Origin of the sequence: Neomegalonema perideroedes DSM 15528, from assembly GCF_000374145.1 — a bacterium.
Lineage (GTDB): Bacteria > Pseudomonadota > Alphaproteobacteria > Rhodobacterales > Rhodobacteraceae > Neomegalonema > Neomegalonema perideroedes.
Map to the genome: position 1 here is coordinate 1 of NZ_KB893654.1, position 16,231 is coordinate 16,231.

At 68.9% G+C, this 16,231-nt stretch carries 13 protein-coding genes and 2 tRNA genes; 8 read left to right on the forward strand and 7 right to left on the reverse strand.

All coding sequences use genetic code 11. The features are described from left to right. Positions 1 to 391: 391 nt before the first annotated feature. Both B161_RS0107070 and B161_RS0107075 read right to left on the reverse strand, forming a co-directional pair. Positions 392 to 468: transfer RNA gene (locus B161_RS0107070), tRNA-Asp, on the reverse strand. Positions 469 to 494: 26 nt separating this feature from the next. Then, positions 495 to 571, reverse strand: a tRNA-Asp gene (locus tag B161_RS0107075). Between the two features lie 236 nt (positions 572 to 807). Here B161_RS0107075 and B161_RS0107080 point away from each other — a divergent pair. Next, complete coding sequence (locus tag B161_RS0107080) at positions 808 to 1,812, forward strand: Bug family tripartite tricarboxylate transporter substrate binding protein (protein WP_018632670.1); 1,005 nt, start codon at positions 808 to 810, stop codon at positions 1,810 to 1,812. Positions 1,813 to 1,899: 87 nt separating this feature from the next. On the opposite strand, the gene B161_RS0107085 is transcribed toward B161_RS0107080, so the two are convergent. Both B161_RS0107085 and B161_RS0107090 read right to left on the reverse strand, forming a co-directional pair. Then, entirely contained in the window at positions 1,900 to 2,595 is a 696-nt protein-coding gene (locus B161_RS0107085) for a hypothetical protein (RefSeq protein WP_018632671.1), read from the reverse strand. Between the two features lie 261 nt (positions 2,596 to 2,856). Next, entirely contained in the window at positions 2,857 to 3,804 is a 948-nt protein-coding gene (locus B161_RS0107090) for an intradiol ring-cleavage dioxygenase (protein ID WP_018632672.1), read from the reverse strand. A gap of 220 nt (positions 3,805 to 4,024) precedes the next feature. Here B161_RS0107090 and murC point away from each other — a divergent pair, with 220 nt between their 5' ends. The 6 genes from murC (at position 4,025) to ftsZ (ending at position 12,178) form a co-directional block, all read left to right on the forward strand. Next, positions 4,025 to 5,458, forward strand: coding sequence for a UDP-N-acetylmuramate--L-alanine ligase (gene murC, locus B161_RS0107095; protein ID WP_018632673.1), 1,434 nt, complete (start codon positions 4,025 to 4,027; stop codon positions 5,456 to 5,458). A 41-nt stretch (positions 5,459 to 5,499) separates the two neighbouring features. Next, positions 5,500 to 6,585, forward strand: a complete 1,086-nt coding sequence (gene murB / locus B161_RS0107100; protein WP_018632674.1) for a UDP-N-acetylmuramate dehydrogenase — start codon at positions 5,500 to 5,502, stop codon at positions 6,583 to 6,585. Positions 6,586 to 6,594: 9 nt separating this feature from the next. Then, on the forward strand, positions 6,595 to 7,509 hold the full coding sequence (locus B161_RS0107105) for a D-alanine--D-alanine ligase (RefSeq protein WP_018632675.1): 915 nt from the start codon (positions 6,595 to 6,597) through the stop codon (positions 7,507 to 7,509). Positions 7,510 to 7,651: 142 nt separating this feature from the next. Beyond that, complete coding sequence (locus B161_RS18725) at positions 7,652 to 8,941, forward strand: cell division protein FtsQ/DivIB (RefSeq protein ID WP_018632676.1); 1,290 nt, start codon at positions 7,652 to 7,654, stop codon at positions 8,939 to 8,941. Between the two features lie 7 nt (positions 8,942 to 8,948). Beyond that, positions 8,949 to 10,253, forward strand: coding sequence for a cell division protein FtsA (locus tag B161_RS20185; RefSeq protein ID WP_018632677.1), 1,305 nt, complete (start codon positions 8,949 to 8,951; stop codon positions 10,251 to 10,253). Positions 10,254 to 10,543: 290 nt separating this feature from the next. After that, the gene (ftsZ, locus tag B161_RS0107120) at positions 10,544 to 12,178 is read left to right on the forward strand and encodes a cell division protein FtsZ (protein WP_018632678.1); all 1,635 of its coding nucleotides are present in this window, start codon (positions 10,544 to 10,546) and stop codon (positions 12,176 to 12,178) included. A 115-nt stretch (positions 12,179 to 12,293) separates the two neighbouring features. Here the strand turns inward: ftsZ and B161_RS0107125 are convergent, their stop codons facing one another. The 3 genes from B161_RS0107125 to B161_RS17185 all read right to left on the reverse strand — a co-directional run bounded on the left by B161_RS0107125 (position 12,294) and on the right by B161_RS17185 (position 15,450). Beyond that, positions 12,294 to 12,872 carry a nitroreductase family protein gene (locus B161_RS0107125; protein WP_018632679.1) on the reverse strand — a complete coding sequence of 193 codons (579 nt, stop codon included), beginning with the start codon at positions 12,870 to 12,872 and terminating at the stop codon, positions 12,294 to 12,296. A gap of 96 nt (positions 12,873 to 12,968) precedes the next feature. Next, positions 12,969 to 13,727: a YggS family pyridoxal phosphate-dependent enzyme gene (locus B161_RS0107130; protein WP_018632680.1), complete on the reverse strand. Its 759-nt coding sequence runs from the start codon at positions 13,725 to 13,727 to the stop codon at positions 12,969 to 12,971. 31 nt (positions 13,728 to 13,758) lie between these two features. Continuing rightward, complete coding sequence (locus B161_RS17185) at positions 13,759 to 15,450, reverse strand: putative bifunctional diguanylate cyclase/phosphodiesterase (RefSeq protein WP_018632681.1); 1,692 nt, start codon at positions 15,448 to 15,450, stop codon at positions 13,759 to 13,761. Positions 15,451 to 15,614: 164 nt separating this feature from the next. On the opposite strand from B161_RS17185, the gene B161_RS0107140 reads away from it, so the two are divergent. Next, positions 15,615 to 16,199 carry a DNA-3-methyladenine glycosylase I gene (locus B161_RS0107140; RefSeq protein WP_018632682.1) on the forward strand — a complete coding sequence of 195 codons (585 nt, stop codon included), beginning with the start codon at positions 15,615 to 15,617 and terminating at the stop codon, positions 16,197 to 16,199. The last annotated feature ends 32 nt before the right edge of the window (positions 16,200 to 16,231 follow it).

Below are 16,231 nucleotides of genomic sequence, written 5' to 3' on the forward strand. Positions count from 1 at the left end.
CAACTCGAAACCTGCGGCGCGATCCGAAAAGTTTGAACGACTTTTCGGCGGATCGCGCGATCAACTCGAAACCTGCGGCGCGATCCGAAATTTCGGGCGGATCGCGCGGTCCATTCAGACTCCGAAGCCTCCTCATGATCCGATGGGACCGGAAAGCGCCGGAGGGGCGAAAGCCGCGTAGGGTCAGAGCCCTGCGGGCGGATATTCATCCTTCGCCCTTGGAATGTTCTTACTATGTTTTAAGGAATCTCCCAAGAACAAATTCATCCGCATGCGTCGTGAATTTCGGAGCGAATCCAGAAGAAGCGCCCGAAGCGCAGAGAAAAAGCCGAAAAAATCCGCAGGCTTCCGCCTCGGATTTCGTCGCTTCCGGAATTTTCAGGAAAAATAGTGGCGCGGTTGACGGGGCTCGAACCCGCGACCCCCGGCGTGACAGGCCGGTACTCTAACCAACTGAGCTACAACCGCACAGGTCAGTCGCTGAGGCGTCGAAATGGCGCGGTTGACGGGGCTCGAACCCGCGACCCCCGGCGTGACAGGCCGGTACTCTAACCAACTGAGCTACAACCGCCCGTTTCGACGCGCCCGAACCGAAGGTCCGCGCGACGGAGCGGTGTCTAACCCGCGTCCGGAGCGGCGTCAAGCGCGTTCTCGCGAGCGGGCGGCGCGTTCTCGCAGGGGCGGAGCCGGAGCCGCGGGCTTCGCCGCGCTTGTCTGAACCGTGAACGCGCTTATCATAAGGCAAAAATCCGCCGCGCGGGAACGCGGGGCGCAGTCCGACCCGCCATTCTTAGGGAGAAACTCTTGATGAAGTCATCCTATCTCGCCCGCCGCGCGGCTTTGGCTCTGGGCCTGGCCTTCGGCGCGAGCCTCGCGGCCGCGCCCGCCGTCGCCCCTCTCGCCTGGGCGCAGAGCTTCCCGAATCGTCCGGTCACGCTGGTGATTCCCTTCGCGGCGGGCGGCTCGACGGACGTGGTCGGGCGCATCGTGGCTCAGAAGATGAGCGAGAATCTCGGCCAGTCGGTGGTCGTGGAGAATGTGGCGGGCGCGGGCGGCAGCGTGGGCGCGACGCGCGTCGCCCGCGCCGACGCCGACGGCTACACCATCCTCATGGCCACCGTGGCGACCCATGCGCTGAACCCGCTCATGCTGCGCCAGAAGCCCTATGATCCGCAGACCGATTTCGAGCCCATTTCGCTGCTGGTGGTGGTGCCGAACGTTCTGCTGGTGAATCCCGGCTTCCCGCCGACCACCGTGAACGAGCTTCTGGAGCTGGTCCGCTCCGAGGAGCCCGGCCATTACGATTTCGCCTCTTCGGGCAACGGCACGCCGCTGCATCTCTCGGGGGCGCTGTTCAACAGTCTGGCCGACGTCGACATTCAGCATATTCCCTATCAGGGCTCCGGCCCGGCGCTGAACGACGTGATCGGCGGACAGGTGCCGATCATCTTCGACAACCTGCCTTCGGCTTCGGCCCATATCAAGGCGGGGACTCTGCGGGCTCTGGGCGTGACCACCAAGACCCGCGCGCCCTCCTTCCCGGAGATCCCCACCATCGACGAGAGCCTGCCGGGCTATGAGACCTATACGTGGAACGCGCTCTTCGCGCCCAAGGGGACTCCGCCCGAGGCGATCGAGCGCATCCATGCGGCGGCGGTCACGGCGATGGAGGATCCCGACGTGATCGCGCGCATGGCCGAGTTCAGCGCCGAGATCGTCGCCGGGACGCCGGAGGAGCTGCGCGCCCATGTCGCCGCCGAGACCGAGAAATGGACTCCGGTGGTCGAGGAGGCGGGCGTGCGCCTCGACTGAGGCGTCTCGTTTCCCAAAAAAGAGGACGGCCGCCCCGAAAGGCGGCCGTTTTTCATTCATGGCCTCATCAGGCTCAGGGGGCGAGCTTCAGGGGGCGAGCTTGAGGCGCCCGGCCTTGAAGGCCTCAAGGCAATCGGAGGCGTCGCCGCGGATGTCCTCGTCGAGCAGGGGCGTGGCGGTCATGCCCTCGCCGGCGAAGCGCGAGTCGTCGCATTCGCCGTCCTGCGCCCATTCGCTGGAGTCGGTCCCGAAATTGATCCCCTGATAGAAGACCGGGCTGGTGATCTTCGCCGGACGCAGCCGGACGCTTCCGGCTTTGAAGGCCGCGAGGCAATCCGCGGCGTCGGCGCGCTCGTTTTCGGCCATCAGCGGCGGGTTGGACATGCCGACGCCCTCGAAGCGGCGGTCGTCGCATTCGCCGTCCTCAGCCCATTGGCTGGAATCGTCGCCGAACGTGATCCCCTGATAGACGACGGCTTCGGCGGGCGGATCGCGCAGAGTCAGCTCGCCGGCCTCATAGGCCGCGCGGCAATCGGTGGCGTCGGCGCGGATGTCTGCGTCGAGCAGCGTGGTGGCGGTCATGCCGGGGCCGCGGAAGCGGGGGTCGTCGCATTCGCCGTCCTTGGCCCATTGGCCGGAATCATCGCCGAAATCGACGTCGGAGGCGGGAATCCGCGACGAGGCGGCGGCGGACTCGGGCGTGGCGGATTTGCGGCTCTGCGCCAGAGCGGGAACAGGCGCCGCGACCGCGGCGACGAGCAAAAGGGAAAGCAGGCGTTGCATAATACAGGGTCTCCTGAAGGCGGGCCTTCTCTGGAATGTGAACGCCTCGCCTTTCCGGATTATGGAGGAACTCATGAAGATTCGTCCAGCGACGCGGGCCGGTCTCGATCTTCGGGCCGCTCCGCCGCGCCCTGCTCCGGGGAGGCCGGGGAGGCGGTCTTCCTCCGTGAGAATCCGGGGAGGGCGTAGGGGCGCCCGGCGATAAAGGGCGCCCCTCCGAGGTTCGGGCTCCGGCGTCCGGGCCGGGGCCCGTCTCAGGCCTCAGCCTTTCGCGCCGGGGATCAGATCCGCAGGCGAGATCGGCGTTCTGGAGCCGCCGGGGCCTCCGGGGAAGCCGCCCGGAAAACCTCCGGGCGGGGGGCCGGGGGGCGGGCCGCCCCGGAATCCTTCCGGGAATCCTTCGGGGAATCCTTCGGGCGGAGGTCCGGGAGGGCGCCCGCCGGGTCCGCCGCCGGGGCCTCGGGGGCCGCCCGGCATGCCGACGTCCCGCGAGACGGCGTTGGGGTCGATCCCGACCACGAGTTCGGCCTCATAGCCGTCCTCCTGCTCGCGGATGGCGGCGTAGGAGCCTTCTCCCGCCTGTTTGGCGATGCCGTCGCGGGCGTTGATGGTGTCGCGGGTCGAGTCGCGCTTATAGAGCGGATCGTTGAGATAGATGTATTCGCTGAGGGCGTCGGGGAAGAAGAGCTGTCCGGTGAGGACCGTCCGCTCCTCGACGAAGACCTTGAAATGGACATGCGTCGTGCGGCCGCGATACCAGCCCGGATAAATCGTGACGAAATTCGCCACGCCGCGCTCGTCGGCGATCTGAGTTCCGCGCAGGAAGGTCTGTCCGCTGGTGTCGGTCACGCCGTCGGAGCCCTGATTCGCATAGCCCGAGTAATCGCCGCCCGCGTCGCAATGCCAGACGTCCACCCGCGCGCCCGGCATGGGCCGACAGGAGGCGTCGACGATCTGCATCGCCAGCTTGAGCGGGATTCCGGGGCGATCCTCGCGGATGTCGGCGCGCAGAAGCTTGGGATCGATGTAATAGGGGCCTTCCGTGACTTCGGGCGTCAGGGCGCAGACGTTGGGCGCGATCAGGCCCGCCTGAGCCGCCGCGCGCCGCGCCCAGGGAGGAGCCGCGGCGCCGCCCGCCGTCAGGGCCGCGCTGGCCGCCAGAAGACGAAGCAAGGTCCGTCGGTCGGGGCTGGCTGGGAGAAGAGTCATGTTCGGGGGGTGCTCCTTGAAATCGACCCCCATGCTACGGCCCGGCCCGCGAAAGCCGTCGCCTCCGCGTCATCGCGCCGCAGAAGCCGCCTCCGGAGGGCTTTCGCCGCCTCCTGATCTTTTGAGGCCCGCCCCTGCGGCCCCGAAAGCCTTTCCAATCCGCCGTCGGGGGCGTAAAACGCTGGAAATCGTAAAAAATATAAGATTTGAGGCGGATTCCATGACTGCGGCGCTTCCTCTCGACATCGGCGCGATTCACTTCATCGGAATCGGCGGCATCGGCATGAGCGGCATCGCCGAGGTGCTGCTGAACCTCGGGCATCAGGTGCAGGGCTCGGACGCCAAGCTCAGTCCCATCTCAGAGCGGCTGGAGCGGCTCGGCGCGAAGGTCTTCGCGGGCCATGCGGCGGAGAATCTCGGCGAGGCGCGGGTGGTGGTGGTCTCCTCGGCCATCAAGCCGGAGAATCCCGAACTCATGGAGGCCCGCGCGCGGCGTCTGCCGGTGGTGCGGCGGGCCGAGATGCTCGCCGAGCTGATGCGCCTCAAATGGAACGTGGCCGTGGCCGGAACCCATGGCAAAACCACCACCACCTCGCTCTGCGCGGCCATGCTCGACGCGGGCGGGCTGGATCCGACGGTGGTCAACGGCGGGGTGATCCACGCCTACGGCTCCAACGCGCGCAAGGGCGCGGGCGACTGGATGGTCGTCGAGGCCGACGAATCCGACGGCACCTTCCTCAAGCTCCCGGCGACGGTGGCGGTGGTCACCAACATCGATCCCGAGCATCTCGACCATTACGGCAGCTTCGAAGCGGCCAAGGCGGCCTTCCTGACCTTCGTGTCGAACATCCCCTTTTACGGCGCCGCCATCTGCTGCCTCGATCATCCCGAGGTTCAGGCCATGGTCGGGCGGATGCGCGACCGGCGCGTCGTGACTTACGGCTTCAATCCTCAGGCCGACGTCATGGCGGAGAATCCGCGCATGGAGGGCGGGGTCTCCGTCTTCGACGTCGCGATCCGCTGGCCGGGCGAGGAGGCGCGCCGTCTGGAGGGCCTGCGTCTGCCCATGCCGGGCGAGCATAACGTGCAGAACGCCCTCGCGGCTCTGGCGGTGGCGCTGCATCTCGGGATCGGCGACGCGGCGATCCGGGCGGCTCTGGAGGGCTTCCGGGGCGTCAAAAGGCGCTTCACCCCTGCGGGCGAGTGGAAGGGCGTCCGGATCATCGACGATTACGGCCATCATCCCGCCGAGATCGCCGCCACGCTCAAGGCCGCCCGCGCGGCGGCGGGCGAGGGCCGGGTGATCGCGGTGCATCAGCCCCATCGCTACACGCGGCTGCATGATCTCTTCGATCAATTCTGCGGCTGCTTCAACGAAGCCGACGTCGCCGTGATCTCCGAGGTCTATGCGGCGGGCGAAGCGCCCATCGCAGGCGCGACGCGCGACCATCTCGTCGAGGGCCTGCGGACGCGCGGCCATCGGCGGGCTCTGGCTCTGGACTCCGCCGAGGCTCTGCCGGAGCTGATCGCCGCCGAAGCCCGGCCGGGCGATCTGGTGGTCTGCCTTGGCGCGGGCTCGATCACGCAATGGGCCAACGCCCTCGCCGCCGAGCTCGCCGCTCTGGAGGTTAAGAAGGCCAAAGGCGCCGCCTGATCCCTTCGCCCTCCGTCTTCCCTCGCGCAGGAAGGGCTTCGATGTCTTCGCCGATCACTCCTGAATCCGCCCAAGAGCTTCTCGCGCGTCTGCCGGAGGTCCGGGGGCGGCTGACGCCCATGGCGCCGCTCGCGCCCTATACGTGGTTTCGCGTCGGCGGCCCGGCGGAGGTCTTCTTCACGCCCGCCGATCCCGAAGACCTCGCGGCCTTCCTCGCCGGGACTCCGGAGGCGGTTCCGCTGACCATCCTCGGGGTGGGCAGCAATCTGCTCATCCGCGACGGCGGGATTCCCGGAGTCGCGATTCGCTTGGGGCGCGGCTTCAACGCCGTCGAGCCTCTGGAGGGCGCGCGGCTCAGGGCGGGGGCGGCGGCTCTGGATTCCCGCGCCGCCGAAGCCGCCGCCGAGGCGGGAATCGGCGGTCTGGAATATCTGCGCGGCGTGCCGGGGACCATCGGCGGGGCTTTGCGCATGAACGCCGGATGCTACGGGACCGAAACCAAGGATCGCCTGATCTCCGCCGAATTCCTCTTGCGCGACGGGACTCGCCGCGAGATCTCCGCCGGGGATCTGCGCTTCGGCTATCGCAGCGCCCAAGGCTGGCCGGAGGGCGCCGTGGCGGTCTCGGCGACGTTCCAAGGCGAGCCGGACCAGCCGGAGGCCGTCCGCGCCCGCATGGCCGAATTGGTCGCCCGCCGCGAGGCCTCTCAGCCGGTGAAGGCCCGCACGGGCGGCTCGACCTTCCGCAATCCGGCGGGCCGCTCCACCGTGGACGGAAGCCACATGCCCCTCGCGGCCTGGCGGCTCATCGACGAGGCCGGCGCCCGGGGCCTGAGGATCGGCGGCGCCGAAGTCAGCCCGCAGCATTGCAACTTCCTCATCGCCCATGAGGGGGCGACCGCCGCCGAGGTCGAGGCTCTCGGCGAGGAGGTCCGCCGCCGCGTCTTCGAGACCAGCGGCCATGAGCTGCATTGGGAGATCAAGCGCCTCGGCCTGCCCGCGCCGGGGGCCGCGCCCATCCCGGACGGAGCCGAAAAGGCGCGGGAAAGGCGAGCATACGGAATCTCCTCTCCCGAGGTTGCGGGCGAGGCTGTTAACCTTCATCCCGACACCCGACCCGGAGCCTGAGGACCGCGCATGACCCAGAAACGCCATCACCGCATCGCTCTTTTGTTGGGCGGCCGCTCCGCCGAACGCGAAGTGTCGCTGGCTTCGGGCGCGGCCTGCGCGGAGGGTCTGCGCGCGGCGGGCTACGAGGTGGAGGAGATCGACGCGGGCCGCGATCTGGCGGCGCGTCTGACGGCCGCCCGACCGGACGCCGTCTTCAACGCGCTCCATGGCAAATGGGGCGAGGACGGCTGCGTGCAGGGTCTGCTGGAGCTGATGGAGCTCCCTTACACCCATTCCGGCGTGCGGGCCTCGGCCTTGTCGATGGACAAGCATTTGTCGAAGGCGGTTTTCCGGGCGGCGGGCCTGCCGGTGGCGGAGAGCCTGCTGGCCAGCCCCGCCGAGATCGCCGCGCGCCATCTCATGCCCTTGCCCTATGTGGTCAAGCCCTATGACGAGGGCTCTTCGGTGGGGGTGCACGTCCTGCGCGAGGGCGCCAACGCGCCGCCTCAGGTGCAGGGCGCCCTTCAGGAGCGGCTGATGGTCGAGGCCTATGCGCCGGGCCGGGAATTGACCGTGGCGGTGCGGGCGGGCGAGCCCATGACCGTCACCGAGATCGTCGCCGAGGGCTGGTACGACTATGACGCGAAATATAAGCTCGGCGGCTCGCGCCATGTGGTCCCCGCTGAGATGCCCGAGGAGGCCTTCGACGCCGCCATGGGGATCGCCGCCGCCGCCTATCAGGCGCTCGGCTGCCGGGGCGTCGCGCGGGCCGACATCCGTTGGGACGACCGCAAGGGCGTCGAGGGCTTCGCGCTGCTGGAGATGAACACTCAGCCCGGCATGACTCCGACTTCGCTCGCGCCCGAGCAGGCGGCCTATCTGGGGATCTCCTTCCCGGAATTCGTCGCCTGGATGGTCGAGGACGCTTCATGTCGGCGCTGAGCCTTCACAAACCTGCGTTCCGGAGCTCGCGCGGGGCGCGCGCGGTCAGGAGCGGCCTCTCGTTAACGCTATGGCAAAGCGGACGCGATTTTCTGGACGTCGCCCGCTTTCGCCCGAATCCGGCGACAGGAAAGATTCCGCCATGTCCATGACCGAAGCGCCTCCCGCCTCCGCCTCCTCCGCCGCGCCGCCTGCGGGGGCGAAGCCCGACGCCGCCCAAGCCGCGGCCGAGCGTCTGGCGCGCAAGCTCGCCGAGGCGGGGAAGGCTCTGGGCGCGGTCTCGAAGGAGGCTTCCCCCTCTTCGGCCTCCCCTTCTTCGGCCTCGGCCCTCGCGCCGGAGGCTTTGTTGAAGGCCGCTCCCGCCGCCCCCAGTCCGATGGCCAAGACTCCGGCGGCCAAGAGCCCGGCGGCTGGATCCGCTTTAGGCGCTCCGGCGCCGACTCCCGCCGCGCCGCCCGTGGCCCGCATGAGCGCGCCCTATCCTTGGGAAGGCCCCGCGCTGGAGGACAAAGGCGTGGCCTCTCTGGTGACGCCGCCCGCCGAATCGCGGGCGCGAGCCGCTTCGGCTCAGGTTCTGGAGAAGGTGAAGGGCGGGCTGCTGCGCGCCGCCGTGGCGCGTCCGCCGCGGCGCTGGCGGGTGATCGGCGGGGCGATCTTGGGCGTGGGGCTGATCGCGCTGGGCGCGGCGGCTTTGCTCAAGGACCGCGATCCGGCTGATTTCGCGCTCCAGACCGGCGAGATCCGCGCCCGCATGGCGCAGCGTCCCGAATTGGCCATCCATACGCTGCACGTCACAGGGCGCGAAAACCTCTCCGTCGAGGAGATCAAGACCGCGCTCGGCATCGAGCCGGACGGCCGCGTCTCGGCCATGGGCTTCGACGCCGCCGCCGCCCGTCTGCGGCTGGAGGCCTCGCCTTGGGTGCGCGCGGCCTCGGTGGAGCTGGCCGATTCCGGCGAGGTCTTCGTCACGCTGGACGAGCGCGTCCCTTCGGCGGTCTGGCAGATCCGGGGCGAGTTCTGGCTGATCGATTCCGAAGGCGCGCGCATCGCGCGGGTGATGGACGCCACCGAACGCCTCGACCTGCCTTGGGTGGTGGGGGCGGGCGCCGACCGCGCCTCCGGCGAGGCTTGGCGGCTGCTGGAGGCGGCGGGACCGGAATTGCGGTCGCGGATCGGGGCTTTGACCCGGGTCGGACAGCGCCGCTGGGACATCGAGCTGATCGACGGCCGCCGCATTCTGCTGCCCGAGACCGATCCTTTCGCGGCGATGCGCGCTCTTGGCGAATTGACTCGCGGGGCGGCTTTGCTGCAACGCAGCTTCCTCGAATTGAATTACACCAACGCGGCCGAAGGGCTCGTGGCGAGCCTGCCGGAAGACGCGCAGGCTTATCGCGAGCGGCTTCGCGCGGAGCCCGCGCCAACCCGAAAATGACCTTCTCATGAGCCTTGCGCCGATCCTCGCTCAAAAACATCTGCGGGAGAGGCTCGCCGGCGCGATGCGCGGCGGGCCTTTCGGCGCTCTGGACATGGGGGCCTCCAAAGCGGCGGTCCTGATCGTGCAGGCCGATCCGGCGGCTTTGGCCAAAAGCGGCGAAGGCCGCGAGGCCGACCTCTATTCCGGGCTGAGGGTGATCGGAGCCGGTTCGGCGCGCTCGCTCGGGGTGGGCGCGGACGGCGCCGTCTTCGACGCCGAGGGCGCCGCCGAAGCCCTCTCGCGCGCGGTCTCGGAAGCCGAGGCCTCGGCGGGGGTGCGGATCAAACAGGGGCTTTTGTCGGTGGGCGGTCTGGCGCGTCTGGCGCCCGCCGCCGCGAGCCTGCGTCTCGGGCGCGGCCCCATCGGAGACCGGGAGCTGGCGCGGGCGCTCGAAGCCTGCCGCCCCGAGCCGACTCCACGCACCCGCGAGCCCATCGACGCCTATCCGGTCGGCTTCTCCGTGGACGGGCGCGCCATGAAGGATCCGCGCGGCGAGACGGGGCGGCGGCTTTCGGCGGAGATCCGGGTGGTCTCGGTGGATCGGGCGGCGCTGGGGGCTTTGGCTCAGGCGGCGCGGCTCTGCGGGATCGAGCCGGTGGGGGCGGCGGCTTCGGGCTACGCCTCGGGGCTGGCCTGCCTCAGCGACGACGAGCTGGATCTCGGGGCGCTCTGCTTCGACATGGGCGGCGGCTCGATTCAGGCGGCGGCCTTCCGGGGCGGACGCCTGCTGCACGTCGAGGTGGAGCCCATGGGCGGCGCTCATGTGACCTATGACGTGGCGGCGGCTCTGGGCGTCGGATTCCAAGAGGCCGAGCGCCTCAAGAAGACCGGCGGCGAGGGCGCGGCGCCTATGGTGCGCTCCACGCTGGAGCGGGTGATCCGCCCCCGTTTAGACGAGATGTTCGAGCTGCTTCAGAATCGGCTGAAGGCGGGCGGCAAGCTCTCGGCGGAGTTCGGCGGAAGCTTCAGCGGAGATTTCGGCGGCGATTTCGGCGGCAGGCCCATCGCGCTGACCGGCGGCGCCTCGCAGACCATGGGCGCTCTGGAGGCGGCGCGGGCCGTCTTCGGGCCTCGGGTGCGTCTGGGGCGTCCGATTCGTCCCGCCTCGGCGGCGGAGGGGGCTTCGGCGCCGGAATACGCGGCGGCGGCGGGGCTGGCGGCCCATGCTCTGCGCGCCCGCGAAGACGCTTGGATCGGCCCTTTGCTGGATTCCCTCGCGCCGCGGACGGGCGCGGCGGCGGCGCTCGACTGGTGGCGCCGCAACTGGTGAGGCCGGAACCGGCGACCGGGCCCTCAGGCGGCCGCTCCTCCGGCGACTGAACGAATTCCGGATTCAACCGTGTCGCGCGAAGCTTAAATCGCAGCGTGGTTTACGTCGATTCGCGCATCCTGTTTCTGAACTTCGCCCCGCGCTTTCGGCGCAAGTGACGGAGACAGCACCATAATTTCGCCCCAAAGGGGGCCTTTTGGCCGTGACGCGCTTGAATCTTTACGTTATTCTCCGGAATCACAAGAAACGAGGCAGGCGTTAAAAATCGATTGAGCGGGCGGAGCCGGAGCATGGCCTTGAACTTAAAAATCACCGAAGAGAGCGAACTGCGTCCGAGGATCACGGTCTTCGGCGTGGGCGGAGCCGGCGGCAACGCCGTCAACAACATGATCGACAAGGGGCTGGAGGGCGTCGAATTCGTCGTCGCCAACACCGACGCCCAGGCGCTGACCCATTCGCGTTCGACGCGCCGGGTCCAGCTCGGCAACGGCGTGACGCGCGGACTCGGCGCGGGCATGCGCCCTGAGGTCGGCCGCGAAGCCGCCGAAGACACCATCGACGAGATCATCGACCATCTCGCCGGGGCGCATATGTGCTTCATCACCGCCGGCATGGGCGGCGGCACCGGCACCGGAGCCGCTCCCGTCATCGCGCGCGCCGCGCGCGAAATGGGCGTGCTGACGGTCGGCGTGGTCTCCAAGCCCTTCCTCTTCGAGGGCGGCAAGCGCATGAAGCTGGCCGATTCGGGCATCGACGAGCTTCAGAACTACGTCGACACGCTGATCATCATCCCGAACCAGAATCTCTTCCGCGTCGCCAATGAGCAGACCACCGTCCTCGACGCCTTCAAGCTCGCGGACGACGTGCTTTATCAGGGCGTCAAGGGCGTCACCGACCTGATGGTCATGCCCGGCCTGATCAACCTCGACTTCGCCGACGTCCGCACCGTCATGAACGAGATGGGCAAGGCGATGATGGGCACCGGCGAAGCCGACGGCGAGACCCGCGCCGTGGACGCCGCCGAGCGCGCCATCGCCAACCCGCTGCTCGACGACGTGTCGCTGCAGGGCGCGCGCGGCGTGCTGATCAACATCACCGGCGGCTACGACATCAAGCTGTTCGAGGTGGACGAGGCCGCCAACCGCATTCGTCAGGAAGTGGATCCCGAGGCCAACATCATCGTCGGCAGCTGCTTCGACCCCACCATGGAAGGCCGCATGCGCGTCTCCGTGGTCGCGACGGGCATCGACGCCGACCTCAAGAACACGCCCGCCGCGGGCGGCGGCGAGCCCCCTTCCCGCGAGCCTCTGCCGCCGCGCCGGGCCTTGCCCTCGCCGCCGCAGCCGGGCGGCGGAGTCAACACCTCCGTGCGCAATGCGGTCCGCCGCGCGGCCACCGCGCCCTACACGCCGCCGGCTCGTCCTTCGGCGCCCGGCTCGCGGGGGCCCACTGAGACGGCTTCCGCCGCGCCCCGCGTCGAGCCGCCCGCCGCGCCCGCTCCGGCCCCGGTCGAGGCCCGCGCGCCGGTTCAGGAGCCGACGCCCCGCGCAGAGCCCGTTCAGAGCCGCGTCGAGGAGGCCCACGCCCCCGTCGCGACGCAGCCGCAGCCCCTCGCCGAGACCGGATCCATCCTGCGCCCGAACATGGAGCGCATCGTGGATCCTTCGGTGGAGACGGGCGCCGCGGCTCCGGTTCCGGCGCGCGGTTCGGCTCTGCCCGCCGAGGCTCCGCAGCAGCCCGCGCCGAGCCAGCAGGCCCGCAGCTCGCTGCTCAGCGGCGGCGGCCTCGATCTGCTGCGCCGCATGACCCAGAGCCTCAGCGGCGCCGGGCGCGACGAGCCCCAGACGGAGCGCCGCGAGGCGAAAGAGGGCGGCGGAGAATCTCCGCGCGACATCCCGACCTTCCTGCGCCGTCAGGCGAATTGAGATCTGAGCCGTCGAAGGCCGCCTCCGCCCGGCGCGCCTGAGACGCTCGAAAGCCTCCGCCCCGGATAGGGCGGAGGCTTTTTCTCTGAAGCACGAAGGCCCGGAGCCGCCTTCCTCAGCCTTCCCAGATGGTCAGCTTCTCGGCGGAGGTCGGGCGCGGCGGCTGAGGGAAGGGAACGGCGGGCGTCCCCATCACCAGAAATCCCACGAGACGCTCCTCCGGCGCCAATTTGAAGGCCGCGCGCAGGGTTTGCGACTCCAGACGCGGACCGGAGATCACCATGGCCCGCCAGCCGAAGGATTCGGCCGCGAGATGCATGTTCTGCATGGCCGCTCCGACGCTCAGCCATTGATCCGTCTCGGAGATATGATCGCGCTCCGGCTCGATCCGGGCGATGAGCGCGATGGTCTCCGAGCCCCAGATTCCTTTCATGCGCGTCGTGGCGAGATGCTCCGCCGAGGCTTCGGGGCGGATCTCCTTTTCGGCGGCGGCGAAACGCTCGCCGAGGGTCTCGCGCAGGCCGGTCGGGATGTAGATGAAGCGCCAAGGCCGCAAAAGCCCATGATCGGGGGCGGCGCATCCGGCGTCTACGATGGCGCGGATCTGCTCTAGGGAGGGGCCGGGCGCGCCCGTCTCCATGCGACGGGGCGAAACCGAGCGGCGCGCGTGGAGCGCGTCGAGAACTGCGGACATGACGAGGCCTTTCAGCTTTCGGGAAGGCGCGGCCCTCCCGCGCGCCGAAGGCTCATGGGTAGGCGGGGGGCGGCGGAAAGGTCAAGGGGCCGGACTTCAGGCGGGCGTGATCGGCGGGCCGTAACTCCGCGCGCCGAAGAGCGCCGAACCCACGCGCAGAATGGTCGCGCCTTCCTCCACGGCGGCCTCGAAATCCCCGGACATGCCCATGGAGAGTTCGCGGATCTCGGGATGGACCCCGGCGGCTTCGTCGCGCAGACGCCGCAGCAGGCGGAAGCAATCGCGGATGCGGGCCTCGTCCTCGGTCAGGGCGGCGAGGGTCATCAGCCCCTTGGGCTTGAGCCGCGCGAAGCGGGGCAGGGCGGCGAGGAACTCCGGCAGGGCCTCGGGGGGGAGGCCGAATTTGCTCTCCTCGCCGGAGGTGTTGACCTGAACCAGAACCTCAAGATCGCGGCCTTCGGCTTCAAGGCGTTTGTCCAGCGCCTCGGCGAGCTTCAGCGAATCCAGCGCGTGGAATTCATGGGCGAAGCGGAGCATCTGATTGATCTTATTGCTTTGCAGATGGCCGATGACGCTCCAGCGGATGGAGGCTCCGGCCAATTCGGCGGATTTCTCCAGCCCTTCCTGAACCTTGTTCTCGCCGAAATCGGCGATCCCCGCCGCCAGAGCCGCGCGCAACACATGGGCGGGCACGGTCTTGCTGACGGCCAGCAGCCGGATGGGCGCCGGATCGCGTCCGGCGCGGGCGGCGGCGGCCTCGATGCGGGCGCGCAGGCCGGCGTGATTGCGGGCGAAGGTCTCTTGCGGATCGGCGCCGAAACGCGCGATCTCTTCGGGGGAGAGGCTCTGAGTCATGCGCCGAGTTAGGCCGCCCCGGCGCGGAGGGTCAAGCGCCTTCCGCGCTCCGGGAGCGGTCCAGATCGCGCAGCCAGGAAGGATGCAGCTCCGGGCGTCCGAAATAATAGCCCTGAAGGCAATCCACGCCCAATTCGCGCAGGATGGGCGCTTCGGCCTCTCCGACCATCTCGGCGACGGTCATGATCTCGAAATTCCGCGCGATCTCGACCAGAGTGCGCACGAGGGTCTGATTATCGGGATTCTTATCCACGCCCTTCACGAAAACGCCGTCGATCTTCACGATGTCGATCTTCAGCCGCTTGAAATGGCGAAAAGAGGTGTAGCCCGCGCCGAAGTCGTCCACGGCCATGGCGCAGCCGAGATCGCGCAGATTATTGATGAACTCCGCCGTATGGCCGCCGTCGTGAATGGCGGTGGCCTCGGTGATCTCGACGATCAGCCGCTCGGTGAGGTCGCGGCGGCCTTCGGAGAGTTCGCGCAAGGCCCGCATCCAATCGCGGTCCAGCGCCGATTGCGGCGAGACGTTGATGCTCAGGCGCAGCTTCGGAATGTCGCGCAAAGTGGCGAAGGCCAGCTCCAGCACGCGGCGGTCCAGCATCCGCACGAGGCCGAGCTGCTCGGCCACCGGCATGAAGTCGGCGGCGGAGGAGATGCGCCCCGAAGGATCGCGCATGCGGATCAGGCATTCATGGAAGGCCTGCCGGCTCGGATCGTCGGAGCGGACCACCGGCTGATAGGCCAGAGTGATTCGGTCCTCCTGAAGCGCGGTGACGATCTGTCCGGCCATGGTGATGTTGCGCCGGCGCAATTCGGCGCCGCCGCCCCGGCTTTCATAGATCATGAAGCTGTTGGGGCCTTGGGCGCGGGCGCGGAAGAGCGCCTCTTCGGCGGCGGCCATGGCGTCATGGGTGGCGCGGCCATGGTCGGGCAGCAGCGCCGCCCCCACGGAGATGGTGATCGCCACTTGCCCCGCCTGAGTCCGCACCACCGGATCGCGGGCGGCGGCCTGCATCTGGGCCACCAGCTCCTCGACTTCGGCGCGGCTGCGGTCGGGCAGGGCGACGCCGAATTTCGCGCCCGCCACCCGGCCGAGGGAATCCCCGGCGCGGAGCAGCTTCTCCAGCCGCGCGCCGAGCTGCACGATCACGGCGTCGGCGACGTCGTAGCCATAGGCGTCGTTCACCCCGGCCATATTGTCGAGGCCGACGATGAGATAGGCCGCCGAGCCGTGAGTCGCCAAAGTCCGGGCGATGACCTGCGCCAGATGCTCGCGCAGGCGCGGGCGGTTGAGATGGCCGGTCGTCTGGTCGAAGAAGGCGAGATAGGACAGGCGGGTCTCGCGGGCGCGGCGGGCGCTGGCGTCGCGCAGCACGCCGATCAGGCGCGGGCCTTTGGAATCCTCGACGAAGCTCAGGCGCTCCTCGGTCCAGCGGGGCGGGGCGCCTTCGGGGCAGTCGCGCCAGCGATATTCGCTGACCAGAGAGCCCCGCAGCTGAGGCTCGGAGAGCCAGGAATCGCGGTTGCGGCAATCTTCGTCGTTGAGATGGGCGCGCAGGGCGGCGCCTGTGTCGAGCCGCGCGAGGCCGGGGGCGTCGAGGGCCTCCTCGGCGTTCTCCGACCAGCTCAGCCGATCATCGGCGAGCCGCCAGACGAAAGCCGCGTCGCCCAGCCCCTTGAGGGCGAGCGCGAGGTCTTCGGCGTCGATTCGCGTGCCTGTCAAAAACCGAACTCCCGCCCGCAAAGCCGCGCGCGCGGGGCCCTGCGCCCCTGCATGATCGCTCGGATTCATGATATGGGCGGAGGGGCCTTTCCAAACTCCTACCGGACTCGCGATAAAGCCGAGCGCCATACGAAAACCTCGCCTTCTTTTCCGGAGATTCGCGCATGACCGCCTCTGCAGACCCCGACCGTTGCCCTTGGTGCGGGAGCGATCCGCTTTATGTCGCCTATCATGATCAGGAATGGGGCGTTCCTGAGCGCGACGGGCGGGCGCTTTACGAAAAATTGATTCTCGACGGATTCCAGGCCGGGCTTTCGTGGATCACGATTCTGCGTAAGCGTCCGGCCTTCCGCGCGGCCTTCGAAGGCTTCGAGCCCGCGCGAATCGCGCAATGGGGCGAGCCGGAGGTGGCGCGCCTGCTTCAGAATCCGGGGATCGTGCGCCATCGCGGCAAGATCGAAGGCGCGATCAAGGGCGCCCGCGCTTGGGAGAAGATCGAGGCGCGCGAAGGATTCTCGCAATTCCTCTGGAAATTCGTGGAGGGGCGGCCGATCCAGAACCGCTTCCGGAGCATGAGCGAAGTCCCGACCGCCACGGCGGAATCCACGGCGCTGTCCAAGGCGCTCAAGGCCGAGGGCTTCGTCTTCTGCGGCCCGGTGATCGTCTACGCCGCCATGCAGGCCATGGGGCTGGTCAACGACCATATGCTGGGCTGTCCGCGCCATGGGGAATGCGCGGCGCTGGCTTGAGCATTGAAAAAGGGCGGCGCCTCGCGGCCCCG